General features: G+C 58.3%; 7 protein-coding genes. All 7 read left to right on the top strand.

From position 1 onward, the window contains the following. The first annotated feature begins 84 nt into the window (after positions 1-84). Positions 85-8,496: an S-layer homology domain-containing protein gene (locus KVT38_RS02435; RefSeq protein WP_217592099.1), complete on the top strand. Its 8,412-nt coding sequence runs from the start codon at positions 85-87 to the stop codon at positions 8,494-8,496. A 211-nt stretch (positions 8,497-8,707) separates the two neighbouring features. Continuing rightward, the gene (locus KVT38_RS02430; protein WP_217592098.1) at positions 8,708-11,092 is read left to right on the top strand and encodes an alpha-L-rhamnosidase-related protein; all 2,385 of its coding nucleotides are present in this window, start codon (positions 8,708-8,710) and stop codon (positions 11,090-11,092) included. Between the two features lie 113 nt (positions 11,093-11,205). Next, entirely contained in the window at positions 11,206-12,309 is a 1,104-nt protein-coding gene (locus tag KVT38_RS02425; RefSeq protein WP_217592097.1) for a GntR family transcriptional regulator, read from the top strand. A 245-nt stretch (positions 12,310-12,554) separates the two neighbouring features. Continuing rightward, entirely contained in the window at positions 12,555-14,192 is a 1,638-nt protein-coding gene (locus KVT38_RS02420) for an ABC transporter substrate-binding protein (RefSeq protein WP_217592096.1), read from the top strand. A gap of 115 nt (positions 14,193-14,307) precedes the next feature. Further along, positions 14,308-16,224, top strand: a complete 1,917-nt coding sequence (locus KVT38_RS02415; RefSeq protein ID WP_217592095.1) for an ABC transporter permease subunit — start codon at positions 14,308-14,310, stop codon at positions 16,222-16,224. Positions 16,225-16,236: 12 nt separating this feature from the next. Next, complete coding sequence (locus KVT38_RS02410) at positions 16,237-17,070, top strand: carbohydrate ABC transporter permease (protein ID WP_217592094.1); 834 nt, start codon at positions 16,237-16,239, stop codon at positions 17,068-17,070. Between the two features lie 89 nt (positions 17,071-17,159). Continuing rightward, the gene (locus KVT38_RS35330) at positions 17,160-19,274 is read left to right on the top strand and encodes a beta-galactosidase (RefSeq protein WP_217592093.1); all 2,115 of its coding nucleotides are present in this window, start codon (positions 17,160-17,162) and stop codon (positions 19,272-19,274) included. Position 19,275: the final 1 nt, after the last annotated feature.

Here is a 19,275-nt window from a genome sequence, read left to right as displayed (position 1 = left end):
ACGCGTCTAGTCGGATGGATGCTTACGCGCGGGGGGGGGCGGCCGCTATACTATGTCAAACAGTTGGGGTGAGGAGGCTCGGAAATGGTTAGGAAGCTGATCAAACGGTGTACGCCGCTGCTCCTGACAGCGGTGCTTGTCGTGCAGCCGCTCGTGCCGGCGGGCGCTGTGGAGACTGCGGCGGGGCCGGGGAGCATGGAAAGCGCGAGCGGCGGCGAAAGCGCAGGCAGCGGCACTGCGGGATGGAGCGACAGCTTGCCCGCGTGGGCTTCGGCCGAGGTTGAGGAGCTGGCGGACGCGGGCGTAGTGAGCGGCTATGAAGACGGAACCTTCCGGCCGGACCGGGCCGTGACCCGGGCGGAGTTCACCGTGATGCTGAACCGGCTGCTGGCCCAGCTGCCGAAGAACGGGCTGGTCGAAGGCGATCAGTCGCAGGAAGCGATTTTTACCGATGTCAAGGATGAATGGTTTGCGGAGGACGTGAAAAAGGCGGCGCGTCTCGGGCTGGTGCAGGGGGATGCGACCGGCGCCTTCCGGCCGCAGGCGCTCTTGAACCGCCAGGAGACGGCTGTCATGCTGGGACGGCTGACGGGCCGGAAGGCTGAACGGGCGGTCGAATTCACCGACAGCGGCCGGATTCCGGCCTGGGCGGCTCCGGCGATCTCGGCTCTGCATGAGGCCGGCATTGTTCGAGGCTATGAGGACGGCGCATTCCGCGGCGAGAAGAGCCTCACCCGCGCGGAAGCGGCGGTGGCGCTCCATCGCACCTTGAAGCTGCTGAAAGGTCCGGACCAGGCGGCTCCGCTGACAGTTGCAGTCAAGTCGGACGAAGGGCAGCCGCTGGCCCATGCGCTCGTGCGCGTTCACGCAAAGGGCAAGCGGGCTCAGCTCGCCGCGGGGCGGACGGATGCGCAAGGCAGCTTTGAGCTGCCTGGAGCGTGGGAGAGCGGGTCGTACGATATCTATGCGACAAGCGACGGCGTCGCCGGCTTCCGAAGCGTGGATTGGATGCCGGGTACGCCCGCTTATGATCTGGTCGCAAGCAAGGCAGCCGTGCTGGAAGGCAAGCTGACGGGGGACGACGGCAAGGCGGCGGGCGGCATTGTGCTGGCGTTTACGACCAATCCGACTTATTATGCGATCACGAGGGCCGACGGTTCCTTCACCGCATATGTCGAGCCGGAGCGTACGTACCAGCTGTCGTATATCGCGGACGAGAGCATCCGCGAAGCGGCCGCGAAGGCGGGGACGGCCGAGCCGGAGCTGCTGCAGACCGAGCAGGCGAAGCAGGCGCTGGCCTTGCTGGACAGCGAGGCGGCGAAGTCGGACAGCTGCAAATGCGTCCGAACGGACGCACCGGGGAGCTACACGGCCCCCAAGGCGGGAGCCAAGCTGGATCTGGGCATGCTTCGCCTGAACGGAGGAGTGCCAAGCGGTGGGGGCGGCGGAGGTGGAGGCGGCACGCAAACGCCGGATGTGACGCCGCCCGCGGTGCCGAGCGGACTGAGAGCGGAGCCCGGAGACGGCCTGATCGCGCTGGCCTGGACGGCGAACGCGGAGAGCGACTTGGCCGGCTACCGGATCTACGGGCGCGAGGAAGGGACCGAGGCATGGACCATCCAGGCCGATGCGGGCGTATCCGTGTCGTATACGGCGAAAGGGCTGACGAACGGCCGGACCTACGAATTCGCGGTAGCGGCCTACGACAAAAGCGGCAATGCGTCCGCGAGGTCGGAGCTCGTTAGGGCGAAGCCTAAAGCTGGCGTTCCGCCGCCGGACGTGACGCCGCCTGCGGTTCCGGGCGGGGTGAGGACAGAGGCGGGGGACGGCAAAGTAATCCTGACCTGGGATATGAGTTCAGAGGAAGATCTGGCCGGCTACCGAATCTACTGGCGCGTGTCCGACGGAGCGGCCTGGAGCCAATTCGACAAGCCTGGACGCGAGAGCGGATATACGATTACCGGACTGACGAACGGCACGACGTACGATTTTGCCGTGACCGCCTACGATGCGAGCGGCAACGAGTCGGCCAAATCCCAGACGAGGCGCGAAACGCCGCGGGACGATCAGACGCAGGATCGTGACCCTCCGGCCGTGCCGAGCGGGCTGAAGGCAGAGCCGGGCGTCCGTAAAATTGAACTGAGCTGGACGGCCAACACCGAAGCCGATCTGGACAGCTATCGGATCTACAGCCGCGTACAGGGAAGCCAAACGTGGAGCGGAGGCGTCGACGTCGGCCTGGACACGACGTATACAGTCCTTGACGTCTGGCATGACCGGACGTACGAGCTCGCCATTGCGGCGTACGACACGAGCGGCAATAGCTCTCACATGTCGGCGATCGTCAGCGCGACGCCGCTTGAAGAAGAGCAGCCGGACACGACGCCGCCGGCCGTGCCGGCCGGGCTGACGGCCGGCGCGGGAGAAGGACGGATCGCGCTGAACTGGACGGCGAACGGGGAGGACGATCTGGCTGGCTACCGGGTCTACGTTCGGGCGGTAGGGGCAAGCTCGTGGGGCGCGGCACTTGAAGCCGGAAAAACTGCCTCTTACACGGCGACCGGCCTGACGGGCGGCATCGCTTATGAGCTGGCCGTATCGGCCTACGACGAGAGCGGCAACGAGTCGGCCAAGTCGGGCGCGGTGCAAGCGACGCCGACCGGTGACGGCAGCAATCTGCCGCCCGATCCGGGCAGCGTAGCGACGGAGCTGCCGGCCTCGGGCCAGGCGAGCTTCCAGGAGATGACGGACTTCCTGTACACGGGACCGAATCCGATTCAGACGGGCGTGCAGCCGGGCGCGATCGAAGCGGAGCGCGCAGGCGTGCTGAGAGGGCGCGTACTGGACACGGCCCAGGCGCCGGTCGGCGGCGTACGCATCACAGTGTTGGACCATCCGGAATGGGGGCAGACGCTGAGCCGGGCGGACGGGATGTTCGACCTGGCCGTGAACGGCGACGGCATTTGGACGTTGCAATACGAGAAGGACGGATATATGACCGTGCAGCGGAAAAAGCAGGCGACGCCGGGAGATTACGAGCATCTGGAAGACGTCGTGCTGACGGCGTACGACAGCAAGGTGACGCAGGTGCAGCTGGAGGACAGCACGGAGATCCAGGCAGCGCAGGGTACGCCGGTAACGGATGAGGATGGAACCCGCCAGTCGACGGTGCTGTTCCCGGTGGGGACGACGGCGACGATGAGGCTGCCGGACGGGACCCAGCAGCCGTTGCCGAGCATCAGCTTCCGCTCGACGGAGTATACGGCCGGTCCGGAAGGACCGAAGGCGATGCCGGGCGAGCTGCCGCCGTACGTGGCGTATACGTATGCGGTGGAGCTGTCGGCGGACGAAGCGGTGCAGGCGGGAGCGACGGAGGTGACCTTCGACCGGGAGGTGTACCATTACCTGGACAACTTCATTGGCTTCCCGGTCGGGGAAGCGGTGCCGAATGCATACTATGACCGGGAGAAAGGGCAATGGATCGCGGCGCCGAACGGCAAGGTGATCGAGATCGTCTCGGTGAAGAACGGCCTGGCCGGGATCGATGCGGACGGAGACGGCGAGGCGGACGGCGAGGAGCAGTTGGCGAAGCTGGGCGTGACGGAGGAGGAGCTGCGCAAGCTCGCGGAGCTGTATGAACCGGGGAAAACGCTGTGGCGGGTGCCGATCACCCATTTCACGCCATATGACCACAACTGGCCGTACGGACCTCCGGGAGACGCCGAATCGCCGCCGGATCGGGAGCCCTGGGAGAAGCGCAAGAAGGAAGACGATCCGTGCAAGAAGAAGGGCTCGATCATCGGCTGCCAGAATCAGACGTTGGGACAGCAGATTCCGATCGCAGGAACGCCGTATATGCTGAACTACATGAGCGAGCGGGAGGAAGGCTACAAGGCGAAGTCGACGCTGGAAATTCCGGTGAGCGACGGCGAGCCGCTGCCGGCTTCGCTGCGGAGGATGAACGTGAGCATCCAGATCGGCGGCAAGCTGCACCGGGCGAGCTTCGCCCCGTCTCCGAACAAGACGTATACGTTCGAGTGGGACGGCAAGGACGCTTACGGCCGCGAGCTGACGGGCTCTCATCCTTACACGGTCCGCGTCGATTATGTGTACAAGGCTCAGTATTATCCGTCAAACGGCGAATTCGAGCGCAGCTTCGGCCGGATCTCGGCCGCTCCATCCTCCGTATACGGGCAGATGAGAGACACCTCCGAGGTCAGCGTGGGCCAGGAATGGCACGGAGCGCTGGAGAGTCCGCGGAATCCATACGCATCCGCCGGCGTTGCAGGCTGGAGTCTTGATCCGCATCATATTTACGATGACGGCTCGAAGAGACTGCTGCTGGGAGACGGCACGACACAGACCAAGACCAGGTCGATGCGTGGCGAAGTGGACTTCTCGTTCGAAGGGCATACCATAGAATACGGTACAATGACAACCGGCATGGACGGGTGGATCTATTATGCCGCAGTCAACTTCTTCACTCGGAGCAAAGTGATTTTAGGTCTCGATCCGAGCGGAAAAGTCGTCAAGGTGGCGGATGTTCCGCTGTCCAACTGGAACGTCATCGCGGTTGACGCGCAAGGGACGATCTATTGCTACAATCCTGATAAATACCAGCTGCTTCGCAAAACGAAGAGGCAGACCGACTGGGAGGTTATAGCGGGCACGGGCAGAGGAGGTCCGCAAGCCCCGTTGCCGGACGGCGCGGAGGCGAAGAACGTACCGCTGCCAGGCATCATCGAGCTGGCTGCGGGTATGGACGGTTCCGTCTACTTCACGTCCTACCCGACTCGACCGGGCGATCAAAACTTGGTTCCGTACCGAACCACCCTGTACAAGATCGGTCCGGACGGCATCCTCCAGACGCTGGGGGATCATACGGCCAAAGGCAAGGATAGCGGTCCCGGCGACAAGGCGGGGATCGGCGCGGTGGAGCAGATCCGGATGGGCAGCGACGGCTCTCTGTATATGACAGATACGAATGCGGCTACGTTGTTTGGCGACTATCGCGCGTTCACGCGGATACGCAAGCTAAGCCCGGACGGCACCTTGTCCCGGGTGGCGGGCGTGTTGCTCGATGAGCCTGGGAGCAGGCCGGCCGCTCATGGCATGAAGGCGACGGAAGCCGAGTTTTTCTTCCTTTCGAGTTACTATGCGGGCGGACTTAGCAGGCTTTTCCTGGACGCGCAGGACCGGCTTTATTTCAGAGCCGGAGGCAGGGACGTTTACCGTGTTGCGCAGGACGGACTTATGGAGAAGCTGGAGACTCCGTCATGGGTCATGGACCAGGCGACGCAAAAGTTTAACCTGACGGCCGTTACCGCCGACGGCGGACGTGTAGTTGAAACACAGAATGATCGGGTCGGCTATTTTCTGGTGAAAGAGGCTGATAGCCTGCTTGAGACGCCCGACGAAGGCGGCCAGGTCGTCTACGAGTTCGAGGCCGGAGACCAAACGCATGCGCAAACGACGGACGCCTTGACGGGTGCTGTATTGACCAAGCTGGATTATGACGAGGAAGGCCGTCTGGTGCGAGTTACCGACCGGAGCGGCAACGAGATGTCGATCGAACGGGATAGCGCAGGCAAGCCGTTGGCGATTATCGGAGCCGGCGGGCAGCGGACGGAGCTGACGACGGATGAGCAAGGGCGTCTGGTTGCGGTGACAAGTCCGGCCGGAGAAACGTATCGGATGACGTACGATGCCGGCGGACTGCTGCAAACCTTCGTCGATCCGCTGGAGCAGACCAGTACCTACGCTTATGACGAAGACGGACTGCTGATTCGTGCCGAGAACGGGGCGGGAGGCGTGCAGACGCTGAGCCGCGCCGACACGGCCGACGGGACGATCGTCACCTTTACCGATGCGGAGGGCCGTGCGACCGTGTACGAGACGAAGCGGATCGAAGGCGGCGTGCAGCGGACGACGACCGGTCCGGACGGCACGCGTCTGGTCGCTGCGGTACGGCCGGGCAGCGAACGGATCGAGCTTCCGGACGGAAGCGTCATGACGAAGACGATGACGGGCGATCCGCGCTGGGATATGGATGTCCCGGTCATGAAGGAAGCGACGCTGACGCAGCCTGACGGGAAGAAGGCGACCTTCAACGAATCCCGCGCGGTGGAGTGGAATGAGGACGGCAGCTTGAAATCGTTGACGCATACGAACAAAACGGGGACTTCCGTAACCGAGTCGAAGTACGAAGCGGCGACGCGGCAATTGACCGAGACGGGGCCTGACGGGTTGAAGCAGGTTTTCACCTACGATGAATACGGCCGGGTCGTACAGGTGGAATGGCCAGGGCAGCAGCTTGCTCCAATCGTATACACGTACGACGAGAAAGGACGGCTGGCCCAGTCAACGCAAGGGGAACAGCTCGCCAAGTATACGTACGACGAACGGAATCGGCTCACCGCATTGACGGATGCGGCCGGACGGACAAGGTCGTTCGCTTATGACGAAGCCGACCGGTTGATCTCCTCGACGACGCCGGGCGGCAAAGTATACGGCAGCTCGTACGACGAGCTGGGGCAGTTGACCGGTCTGACGATGCCGGACGGCACGACTTACCGGCAAAGCTACAATGAACTGGGCCAGTTTGATGGATTTGCGTCCGCGGAAGGGCCGGATTGGATCAGCCTGGCGCATGGCGACGGCGGCAAATTGGAGCGGTCGACGCTGCGCGGCGGCCGTCAGATCGACTATGTCTACGATACAGGAGGCGGCAAGCGGATTGCCGGCATGAACGATGCGGATATCCTGCGCACGTTCGAATATGCGGACAATACAGACCGGGCGAAAAAACTGGAAAGCGTCGGTCAAATCCCCGGATCGCTGCCGCAAACCAACGAGTTCGCGTATGTCGGCGATCTGGTGAGCAGGCAGACGATCACGGGCAAGGCAAAAGGCGTTTACGATTACTCGTACGACGTATTGGCCAATCTGACCAAGATCCAGACTTCCGTGACCAGAATGGTCTATGGCGTGTCGCAGACGGCTAACGTGACAACCGATATGCGCAGGGACGACATGGGCCGGCTTGTCAAGTACGGACCGTTCACGTTCGACCGAACCGGCCCGAACGGAAGCGTAGCGGGGATGAACGACGGCAAGCTGCAGGTGACGCAGACCTACGACGAGCTGGGCCGGCAGAAGGAGCGGATCTATACGCTGGCTGGTAGGGAAGTCTACCGCATCGCGCCTGAATACGATTTGAGCGGCAACATCACGCGCTTGACGGTGACGACGCCGGAAGGCACGGAGACGACCGTCTATACGTTCGATCTGGACGGACAGCTGACGAATGCGCAGCGCAGCGGTCCGGAAGGCGCGACGGCGGAGACGTATGAATACGATGCGAACAAAAACCGGATCGTCCGCGAAGTAACGGGTTCGGAACGGATGGCTAGCAGCTACGGCTCGCATGACGTACTGACGGCTGTGGGCGGTACGGCGTACAGCTTCGACGAAGACGGCTATCTTCGTCAGCGCGGCGCGGACACGTTCAAGTACGGCGCTCGCGGGGAGCTGCTGACAGCGTCGGTAAGCGGCGTAACTTACAGTTATGCGTACGACGCGCTGGGCAGACAAACGTACCGCGAGGATGGCGCCGGGCATTCAACCCAGTATTTTTACGGAGACCCGACCTCGCTGCAGCTGGTGACGAGCACGGTGAACGAAAACGGGGAGCTGACGAATTATCTGTACGACGAAGACGGCCTGCTAATCGGGCTGGAGCGGGGCAACGTACGCTATTATGTGATCACGGACGGCGTCGGGACGCCGCAGCAGGTGCTGGACGTTCAGGGGAAGGTCGTCAAGCGGCTGAAGTACGACAGTTATGGCGGCGTGCTGTCGGATTCGAATCCGGGCTTCGCGCTGGCGATCGGATATGCGGGCGGATTGGAGGACAGGGGCACGGGACTTGTAAGGTTCGGTGCGCGGGATCTTGATACGCTGTCGGGCAGGTGGACGGCGCGCGATCCAATTCTGTTCGAGAGCGGCCAGGCGAATCTGTATGCCTATGTCAACAACAATCCGGTGCAGTACCGCGATCCGTGCGGGACCATGTGCATCGGGGCAACCGCCTATGACGGAATCGGCGGGGGCGGGCGCGTTTGTATTAACAACGAAGGTTTTTCCTCCTGCCTGGAGGCAGGCTTTGGCGTAGGGGGCGGTCTGGATATTGCGCCGCTCGAGGGCTTGACCGCAGACGGATTGTCGGTCGAAGCGACCGCCAAAATCGTCAAAGGACCGTTGGCCCTGACGGTCGGCGTCAAGCTGAAGGATCGATGGGAAGGCGGGTGCTTGGAGGTCGAGCCGATCGGAAAATTCGAAGCGGGGCCATTCAAGACCGACCTGTTCAATCCGTTAGAGAAATTTTCGGTGAAAGGAAAGGAAGAGAATCTGGGCAAAAATATTCTCGATCTTTTCACGCCGAGTAAACCCGAGCTGGCCCTGAAGGCCAAAGGCTGCAAGTCTTATAAGTGGTAAGCCGGATCAATCATACCCTGCCGGCATTGACGGCACGGAGCCGCTTCTCTTCCCTGAATGGGAGGAGGAGCGGCTTTTCGTTTCAGGCATAAAAAGTATATTTAGTTGTGGTATTTTCTAATAAAGTATATTATATAAAGAATGAAAGAATACTTTTATATTTGCCATAAACGAAAGAACATTCATTCAAATCAAGTGCGGGGAGAAGAGCATGCGTTCACAACAACAATGGACGGCAAAGTGGATATGGGTCTCGGGAGCAAAGGATCTAAACGACGTCTACGCAGAGGCTAGAAAGGTTTTCGAGGTCGGACCGTCAATCAAGCGCGCGAGGCTTCGGATTTCTGCGAACCAGGCCTACAAGCTTTATTTGAACGGCGAGGAATTGGGAAGGGGCCCTGCCCCCTCGGACCTGGCTTGGATGTCGTTCGACACGTATGAGGTTGCGGACCGCCTCTCCAGAGGGTCGAATGTGCTCGCGATCGTGGCAAATAACTTCGGTGCGGGAGAAATCGTGACGAATCAGCTTCAAGGACCCGGCGGGCTCATCTGCCAGTTGGATCTGTACGATTCCGAAGCGGCGCACAAGAAGCCGTTGCAGACGATCGCGAGCGGAACCGAGTGGAAGTGCAGGCGTTCTCCGCGTTGGAAGGCGAACGCGAGCCGGCTGCATCTCTGGGGCGGCTACCGGGAGATCTTCGATGTCGCTCGGGAGGATGGCTGGGAGCGGATCGATTACGACGATTCCGATTGGCCCGATGCCGAGGTTGTCGCCGGAGCGGAGGAACCGGGCTCTCCCTGGCCGCGGCTGCTGCCGCGCGAGATTCCGTTTCTGCGGCGCACGCTCGTCCGACCTGCTTCGGTCGTCTCGTCGGAGCCGTTTCTTGGCGGGCTTGCGTTCGCTGAAGCTGTGTTGACGGATTCGCCTGAAAATGCGCTGACGATGGATGCTTCGAAGCCGGGGAGCTTTCCGCAGGTTACCTACGACTTCGGTGCGGAAGTGGTCGGCTACCCGAAGCTTAGGGTTGAAGCGCCGGAAGGGGGCGTCCTTCAACTTTATTGCGGAGAGTCGCTGGAGGTATCGCTGACAGATACGTATCTGCTGCGCCCGGGGGAGAATCTCCTCGAACCGTTCGGCCGCCGCGCGTTCCGTTATCTGAAGCTGGCGGCGATGGCAACGCCGGTACCGCTTCGCGTTCAACGCTTAGAGATGGAATTCGTGCGTTATCCGTTTACGGAGGCGGGCTCGTTCCGCTGCAGCGACGAGAGGCTAAACCGAATATGGGAGACGGGCCGCTATACGACGTTCGTGAACAGCCAGCATCACTTCGAGGATTGTCCGTACCGCGAGGCGGCTTTGTGGGTCGCAGATGCCGTGATTATGGCGAAGGTCGTCTATCAGGTCTCCGACGACTCCGCCCTCGTTCGCAAGTCTCTCTTGCAAGGGGCGCGAATCCAGAACGAGGATGGCTCGATTCCGGGCAACGGCCCCGTGCGTAACTCGTTTATGCTGCCCGATTTTTGCGCGCATTGGCTTTTTGGCGTGAAGGCGTATTACGATTACAGCCATGACAAGTCCTTCTTGGAGGAAATCTGGCCGACGATCGTTCGCCTTGCCAGGTGGTTCGCCGACCAGGAGGACGAAACCGGGCTGTTCGCCAGGGCGGACCGCGACGGCTGGTGGTGTTTCATCGATTGGTCGGACGATATCGAGCGGAAGGACCGGGTGACGGCGCTCTCCTGTTTCTACTATAAATTTTTGGTGACGGCAGCGTCCCTGGCCGACACTGCGGGAGAGTCCGGCTTTGGGAAGGAGCTGCAGGAGAGAGCGGAAAGGACGAAAGCATCGATCCGAAGAATGCTCCGGGAGCCGGATAAGGGAATGTACGTCGATTGCCGGACAGACAAAGGTTTATCGTCCAGCATCACCGCGCAGACGAATTTCGCTGCAGCCTGGTCCGGCATTATGGAGAAGAGCGAGGTCATGGCCTTTGTCGAGGGCGAGTTTTTGGCCGGCAGGCTGCCTCCGATTCGCGGATCCTTCTTCTACCATATCGTGCTGGAGACGCTATTTGACAATGGCTACGCGACAGACGCGATTCGCATTATTCGGTCGTATTGGGGAGCCATGCTGGACCGGGGAGCGACGACTTGGTGGGAAACGTTCGATCCTTCTCTGCCGTTCTCGACGACGCCGAGTCCATATATGGGCCATACGCCTACGTATCTTCAGGATTTCATTCCGGTCAGCCTGTCCCACGGATGGGGGGCCTCGCCTACGTACTTGTTAAGCAAAGAGCTGCTGGGCATCGATGTCTCCCATATGGGAGCGAACAGAGTCGTGCTGCAGCCGATCGCGGCCCAAGGGATCGACTGGGCTGAAGGCGTCGTTCCCACCAAGCGCGGAGAGATCCGCGTCCGGTGGGGGCGGCAGTCGAATGGAGAGATCAGCTACCAGGCGGAACTGCCGAAAGGGATCTTCTGGTCGGCGCCGAGCGTAGAGTCGGCGACTGCTTCGGCGAACGAAGACGGCGTTCGCATTACAGGTACGCTGCCGGCAATGAATGCGGCGGCGGCTTGGATTACAACCGTATAATGTAATAATTCCTTTGTTTTGGCGGCTGGTTCTCAAGGAAGCGAGCCGCCTTTTTGTGTTGCGAAAAATCGCGAGCTTAAGTATACTTAATCCATTCAGGGGAGTGGATTCATATGGATACGGACAAATTTGACAAAATGCCCATGTACCAATATATCGTGAACGATCTCAGGCGTAAGATCGAAAGAGGCGAGCTCAAGCCTCACGATCCGCTGCCCACGCAAATCGAACTGGCAAAAGAATATAACACGAGCGAGATTACATCCCGCCGGGCGATGTCGGAGCTCGTGCAGGAAGGATATGTCTATCGAATCCGGGGCAAGGGGAGCTTCATTCAAGAGAAAGCGAACGCGGAAGGCGGCGTCAAACCGATTCGCACCCTTTATTTCGTATACCAGATTCAGACCGACAGCTTTAATCATCCTTTCTTTAACGATATGTTCGACGGGATCAAAGAGGTATGCGAGGAGAACGGAGTCGACTTCTATCTTTGGAATATCGGCAAAGATTATGTGCTTCCCGATGATCCTCAGGCAGGCATCATTCTTCTGACAGGGCAGGAGGACTTCGATCTAATGCGCCTGAGCAAATGGCAGCAAGAGCGCAGGCGGATTGCGACGGTTCACTTTTATTATCCGCATTTGGGCATCCCGTATGTGATCGTGGACAACCTGACCGGGGGTTATCTGGCTACGCAGCATTTGCTTTCACTGGGGCATAGGCGAATCGGAGTCATCCTCACGGGCAACTCCGTTCTAGACATGAATCAGGAGTTTTCTCTCCGTCTGCAAGGGTACCGATTAGCGCTGTCGCAGCACCAGATCGCGTTTGAGCCTGAGCTCGTCGCCGTTGTGAGCGGAAGTCAGGAGCGGACCGAGATGGGCGCGGATGGCTTTCGGCGATTAATGAGCCTGGATCATCCGCCGACCGCGGTATTTGCCACAAGCGACTACAAGGCAATCGGTGCGATGGAGGCGGCCAGGAAGATGATGCTGAATGTGCCGAACGACATCAGCATCATCGGTTTTGACGATATTCAGGTGAGCCAGTATACGTATCCGCCCCTTACCACCGTCAATCAGAATACGAAGAAGCTCGGTCAGCGGGCTGCGGAGATCCTGCTGTTTGAATTGAAGGACGGACAGAATCAGCTTCTTAAGGATGAGATCGTACCGACCTTAAAGCTGCGGAACAGCACGGGACCGGTGGTGAAGTAAGGGCCGGACCAATAAAAAGAGATTTTATATTCGTTAATTAAAGGAAAGGCTGTCGGCTCAAGACGACAGCCTTTTCTTGTGTTTTCGCCAACTTTTCAAAAAGGCTATTGCACGGCGGAGAGAATTTATTGTATACTTTGATAAGTAAAGTATATTAATTTAGTATAATAATACTTTGCCGAGAAAGTCCTTTTAATGGGGGAAATCAGCGCTTCAAAACGTTTGAAATGAGAGAGGAGATTGACATGAACATTAAAAAAAGCTCGGCTATCCTCGCTAGCGCGCTGTTAACCGCGACTGTGCTGGCGGCATGCAGCAACAACAACAAAGCGGCAGAGCCAGAGTCGAGTGCGTCCGCAAGCTCGACCGAATCGGCGGCTTCCCAGCTGTCGGGCACGTTTAACATCTCGCTTTCGAACGGATCGTCCGCCGTTTGGAACGCGGTCGCAGACGCCTACATGAAAAAGAATCCCGGCGTGAAGGTTAACGTCGACATCAAACCGGCGGATAACTACAAAGAATGGCTGACTGCCCAGTTCGCGGCGGGGACGCCGGATGCCGACCTCGTCACGAACAACGAAGTGGCGAACCTGTTGGCGGATAAGAAATTCGTCGATTATTATCCGTACTTAGACCAGGTGAATCCTTATACCAACAAGCCCTGGAAGGATTCGCTCGATCTCGGCGCGATGGGCATCAACCTGGATAGCGTGGGAACCGAAGACCACTTGTACAATCTGAATTTCGAATCTGTGCAGATCGTCTGGATGTACAACAAGGAGATCTTCGACAAGATTGGCATTTCGGAAGTGCCCAAGACCTTCAGCGAACTGACGGCGGACTTTGACAAGATCAAGGCCGCAGGCTACACGCCGCTTGCCCTGGCAGGGGACGCTAACTCGATGTGGAGCGGTCAGGCCGGCTGGCTCGTGCGGATCTATGCCGACCAATACTTGCGCGATTATATTAATGTCATTCGGTCGCAAGAACAGGATTACACCTATTTGCCGAGCGTAGACGGCATTTGGAAGTACGACCCGACGGATCCGTTCAACGATGCAAACAGCAACGTCACCAAGAACCCGCTTCGCCAATGGAAAGCCGTACAAGACAAGACGGGACCGTACAAGATCGCGGGCAACCCGGCGTGGACGGCCTATGCGGATAACTTGAAGAAGCTGTTCTCCTATACGCCGGACGGATTCTTCGGCGTAAAGGATGACCAGGCATACCAGATGTTCCTGACGGGCAAGGCGGCGACGATGGTCTCTACGCCCGCTTCCTACTGGCAGCTGCCGAAGGATTTCGCCGATGAGGCGAAGACGGGCGCCACTGGCGGCGTCAAGGCTTTCGACTATGGATTTTTCAACATGCCGTCGATGGAAGGCGAAGGCGTCATCGCCCCGGCCCGCACGATCCAGATTCCGATCGGTTTCTACGGTCTTGTAAGCAAAGATGCAGAGCAGAACGCGCTCGGCATGGATTTTATGATGTATCTGACTAGTCCCGAAGGGTACAAGGTCTATGCCGAAGCCATTCAAAACAGTAAGGACGCGTCACTCTCCGGAGCGCCGGCGCTAAAGGACATCACGCTTCCGGCCGAGATGACCGCCGCGTTCGCCAACTTCGAACCGATCGGCAATACAGAAGGCTATGAGAGCCCGGGCAACAATCTGGCGCGCGGCATCAACGATTACCAGCCTTCCGTGCAGGATTGGGTCGGCAGCGTGCAGCGCTTCTTCGCGGGCAAGCTTACGACGGAGCAATACCTGAGCGAGCTTCAAGCCAATATCGACAAGTACCTCGAGCCGATGCTGAAGCAGAGCAAGAAGGAGCTGTCCGATCTGGATACGCCGGAGAGAAGACCGCCCGAACGCAAGTAAGACAATGAGTTTCAACCGCGCAGGCGCCGAGCCTGCGCGGTTGAGTTTGCACGTTGACGAAGGAGCATCCCTTTTTATGAACATGGAAGGCCAAGCACAGGCAAGGAGGAGCACGATGAGAAAAATCCCTTGGATCCTATTGACGCTGTTGCTCCTGTTGGGACTCGTGCCGAGCGCCGTCTCTGCGAATTCAGAATGGACCATCGAAGGTGCCGGAGGGATTACATCCATCAGCGCCTCGGAGGACGGAAGCCGGTTAGCGGTCGGCACCCATGGCTCCAAGACGAATGTCTACAATCAAGAGGGGAAGCTGCTGCATGAGACGCTGGCGAAAAATGTCGTCACCGACGTTTCGCTGCTAAATGACGGTACCTTGTACGTTGCTTCGGACGATCGGCATCTTTACGCCTACGATGCCGAAGGCAGCCTTCGTTGGGACGTCGATATGAAGCGTCAGGTGAAGAGCGTCTCGGCCTCGAGCGACGGTTCGGTCCTGGCCGTCGTCATTCAGCGGAGCAACGATCTGTTGTTCGTGAATGCGCTAACCGGAGAGACGACGGGCACGGCCGAGATCGGCACGGTTATGAAGACGGTCAGGATATCCGGGAATGGGGAATGGATCGCCGTTGCGACTGCGGACCAATATGTGCATCTGGTCGCGAAGGACGGGAAGGTTCTGCGCAAGTTCGGCGCCGATGGTCAGATCGCTTCCATTGCCGTGACGAACGACGGCTACACGGCCGTCGGGACGAACGCCGACCATGTCGAGCTATTCGACGCGAATGGGAATAAGGCGAAAGCCTACGACACGCGGGACAGCGTCTCTGCCGTTACCTTTTCGAAGGACGGCGAGCTTGTGGGGGCTGCGGATCTGTCGGGCAACTTCTATATTTACAACCGTGGCGGCAAGAAACTGTGGGAAGCGAAGGAAGGCAAGGCTGGACGTGCCGTGGAGTTCGCCCCGGACGGCAAGACCCTCTACGCGGGAACGGACGTCGGCCGAGTTCTGAAGCTGGACGTCGGCAGCGTCGTGAAAAGCGCGGAGAGCGAAGCGAGATTAAAAAACATCCTGTGGACGGCGTTGGCTGCTGCAGTCGTTGCGGCCTTTCTGCTGCTCCTGCTTTATATGAAGAAGCGCAATAGGCTGGGGATATTCAAAGACATGTGGCGAGCCAAATGGATTTATGTGGGACTCGCTCCGAGCTTCCTGCTCCTCTTCGTGTTCTTGTACTTCCCGGCGTCCTCGGGACTGTTCCACTCGCTGTACAAGTGGCAGCCGGGCGGAACGACGACCTTCATCGGTCTGGACAACTTCAAGCGCATGATCGACGACCCTTATGTAACGAAAGGATTCGGCAACCTGCTGATTCTGATCGTGACAGGACTTATCAAGACGCTCATTCCTCCGCTTGTCGTCGCCGAACTGATCTACCACCTGAGAAGCAAAAGGCTCCAGTACGGCTCGCGGACGGCCTTTACGGCTTCGATGGTCATTCCCTCGGTCGCAGGGTTGCTCATATGGCAGAACTTCTATGATCCGAACACGGGACTGTTTAACAACTTCCTGGAGCTGATCGGGCTCGGTTCCTGGACGCACGGGTGGTTGGGCGATCCGAATACGGCGCTCTGGGCGCTGATCTTTATCGGTTTTCCGTTTGTAGGTATCCTTCAATTGCTTGTTCTGTATGCGGGCCTGCTGGCCATCCCGGGAGAACTCACCGAATCGGCTAAGATGGACGGTGCGGGATTGTGGAGGATCATTCGCTCGATTCATCTGCCGATGCTGTCCAGCCAGTTCAAGTTCCTGATTATTCTTGGCCTGATCGGCATCATCCAGGACTTCAACGGGATCTTGATCGTCACGGGCGGCGGTCCCATGGATTCGACCTACGTTCCCGCGCTGCAAATGTACTATGCCGCTACGAAGTTCAACGATCTTGGCTACGCGTCGGCGCTCGGCGTCAGCATGTTCGCCGTCATATTGGTCATTACCGTCATCAATATGAAGCTCATCAAATCGGCGAGCGATTAGGGAGGCACGACGATGAATATTCGCCAGCACCTCAACTTTCGACAGATAGGCATCATCGCGATACTTGCTTTGCTGGTTTTCCTTACGCTTGTGCCGATCCTCTTTATGATGATCAGCTCCCTGAAGAGCAACGCTCAGATTCTCGGCAACTTCTGGGGGATGCCGTCCCCCGCGAGATGGGGCAACTATGCCGAAGCATTCCGCGTCGTCTGGCGCTACATCGTGAACACGGTCGGCTATGCGGTCGCCGGCAGCGTCTGCGTTATGCTGCTGTCTTCGGTGTCGGGTTATCTGTTCGCCAAAAAGACGTTTCCCGGCAAGGAAATGCTTTTTCTGATGATGCTCGCAATCATGATGATACCGGGCATTCTGACCCTCATTCCTTCTTACGTGCTGTACGAAAACATGGGTCTCACAAATACGCCCTGGGCAATCATTGTCTCCAGCGCGGCGGGCGGGCAGATCTTCGGAACCTTCCTCTGCCGAACGTATATGGCGGGCTTGCCGGGCGAGCTGTTCGAAGCGGCTCGAATAGACGGAGCGACGGAGAGGCGGGTCTTCCTTCAGATCGTCGTGCCGCTCTCGCTGCCCATTCTCGCCACGCTTTTTATTATGCAATCCGTAGGCGTATATAACGATTACATCTGGCCGCTGCTCACGATTCGCGACAGCAATCTCCAGGTCATCTCCGTCGGCCTCACGCTCTTCACCAAGCAGTTCGGGGTTACCGATCTCGGAACGCGGTTTGCGGCATATGCGATCTCATCCGTTCCCCTGCTGTTCATTTTCTCCTTCGGCATGAAGTACTACATTCAGGGGATGACGCAGGGCGCCCTGAAGATGTAACTGCTTTCTTGTTCCGATCGACATGAAATGGAAGCAAACCGGCATGCTTAAGGGCTTTTCCGCTTTGACAATCGAAGGGAGATGCGATCGTGAACATCAAGAAAATGGCCTTATTATCGGTTGCGCTAGCCAGCATTGCAGGGGGGGCATCCGCACAAGCCGCGGTCCCCGCCGTGGATCCGTTTCCGATCGGAATTTTTTGGTCGCCTGGCCCTACGGAAACGACGAGCGCCAAGTACCAGGAGATTAAAGATATGAACGCGACCTTCGTGCTGCTGTCCAACGGCGTGGACACCTATGCGGAGAACGATGCGTCGCTTGCGCAATGCGCGGCAAAAGGCTTGAAGTGCGTCGTCCAGGACGACAGGCTCGGCTCGTATAAATTCACGTTCGGCCAAACAGCCGGCAACGACGGCAAATACGTCTCCAGCGGCAATTCACTGGGACAGACGTTTACGACGCCCGCCGATCCGGACATTGCGATCGATACGATTCAGCTTTATATCGACAGGACACAATGGACGGCGGGGAGAAAACTTACATTGAGCCTCTATACTTCGCCCAGCAAAACCAATTTGCTCGGCTCATCCTCCATCACGGGACCGGTAGCGGACGATTACCCCGTTTTTAAGCTGTATCAGTGGCTCACGCCCGGCACGACTTATTATTTCGAGCTGACGAGCGATAACGCTTCAAATATTGGCTGGGTCGTCGGCCAAACCTCGAACGTATATGCCGGAGGAACGGCGTATCAGAACGGTACGGCGCTGGCCAATTACGACTTCTGGTTCAGGCTGAACTATGGACAGAAAATGTACAGCGGCGGCACGCAGCCTTCGACGACGTTAATAAACGATATTGCGGCACATTACGCCGCGAACCCGGGTGTGCTGGGTTACAGCCTCATGGACGAACCTTCCGCGGCGGCGATGGTCGGACTGCAAGGGACGATGGAAAAGTTCAGGCAGGCCGATCCGAATCATTTGACTTACGTTAATTTGCTGCCGACCTATGCTTCAAATCTCGGCTTCGGCGCCCAGGCCGGCGATTACGTCACCACAAGCAGCGCCTTGGGTCAATCGTTCAAGACGAATTCAGGTACGACTCATATTTCGACGATTCAACTTTATATCGACAAGAGCCAGTGGGGAAGCAATGAACCGTTGACGCTTAAACTATGGAATTCGCCAGCTAAAACGACGCTTTTGGGCCAGAGTACCTTATCGGGCTCGTCAACGAATTTTCCTATATTTACGGTTAATGCGGCGGTCAGTCCAAATACGGTATATTACTGGGAGTTGACGCATGGCGGGGGAGGAGACAACTCCGTTGGCTGGGTCATTCGCACCACAGGCGGCGTGAAATTGGAAAAGGACGTAACCGCTTACGCGTCCGGCGTCCCGATCAACGGGGATTATTGGTTCGCCCTGAATCAGAGCCTGAACCCTTTCTCTTATGAAGACTACGTATACCGATGGGCGAGCAAGAAACCCGACTTTCTCATCTACGATCATTATCCATTTGATGCAGGCAGCGGTTTTAGCAACGAATACTATACGAATCTGGAAATCATCCGGCGGCAAACGCTGGCAGCTTCGATCGATTTCTGGACCTATATCCAGTCGGTCGGGATAACGGGGGCACTGCGTCTGCCGACCGAGAACGAGCTTAGGTATCAGATCTATACCAGCCTTGCTTACGGTGCAAAAGGAATCAATTATTTTACGTACGAAACGCCGAGCGGGCAGGGAGAGTCGTTCCATGACGGAATCATTCTCCCCGACGGTTCCAAAGGCCCCTTATACGCATCTGCGCAAACGATAAACGGGGGCTTGCTTAAACTCGGCCCCACGCTCAAGACGCTCGTCTCCCAGGCCGTATATCATACCGGAACGTTGCCGCCGTCGGGATCGGCGCTGCCGGCGAACTTTTTCTGGAGGCCCGTCGATACGACGCAGCCGTTGATTATCGGCTATTTTAAAAACGCGAGCGGAAGGAAATATGTGATGGTCGTCAACCGGGATTACGCGAACGCGAGAACCGTCTCGTTTGCGATATCGCCGAAACCGGCCAACGTTGCCGAAGTATCCAAATCGACCGGTTTGGAGACGAGTACGGATTATAATGCAACGACGGGAATGTTGACTTCGTCGCTCGCTCCCGGCGAGGGCAGGCTTTACGCTTTGCCTTTAACTACAGATTAAG

This window comes from Cohnella sp. GbtcB17 (assembly GCF_019091135.1).
Taxonomy (GTDB): domain Bacteria; phylum Bacillota; class Bacilli; order Paenibacillales; family Paenibacillaceae; genus Cohnella.
Note: the sequence above shows the minus strand (reverse complement) of the source record. Positions and strands in the feature narration are given on the sequence as shown.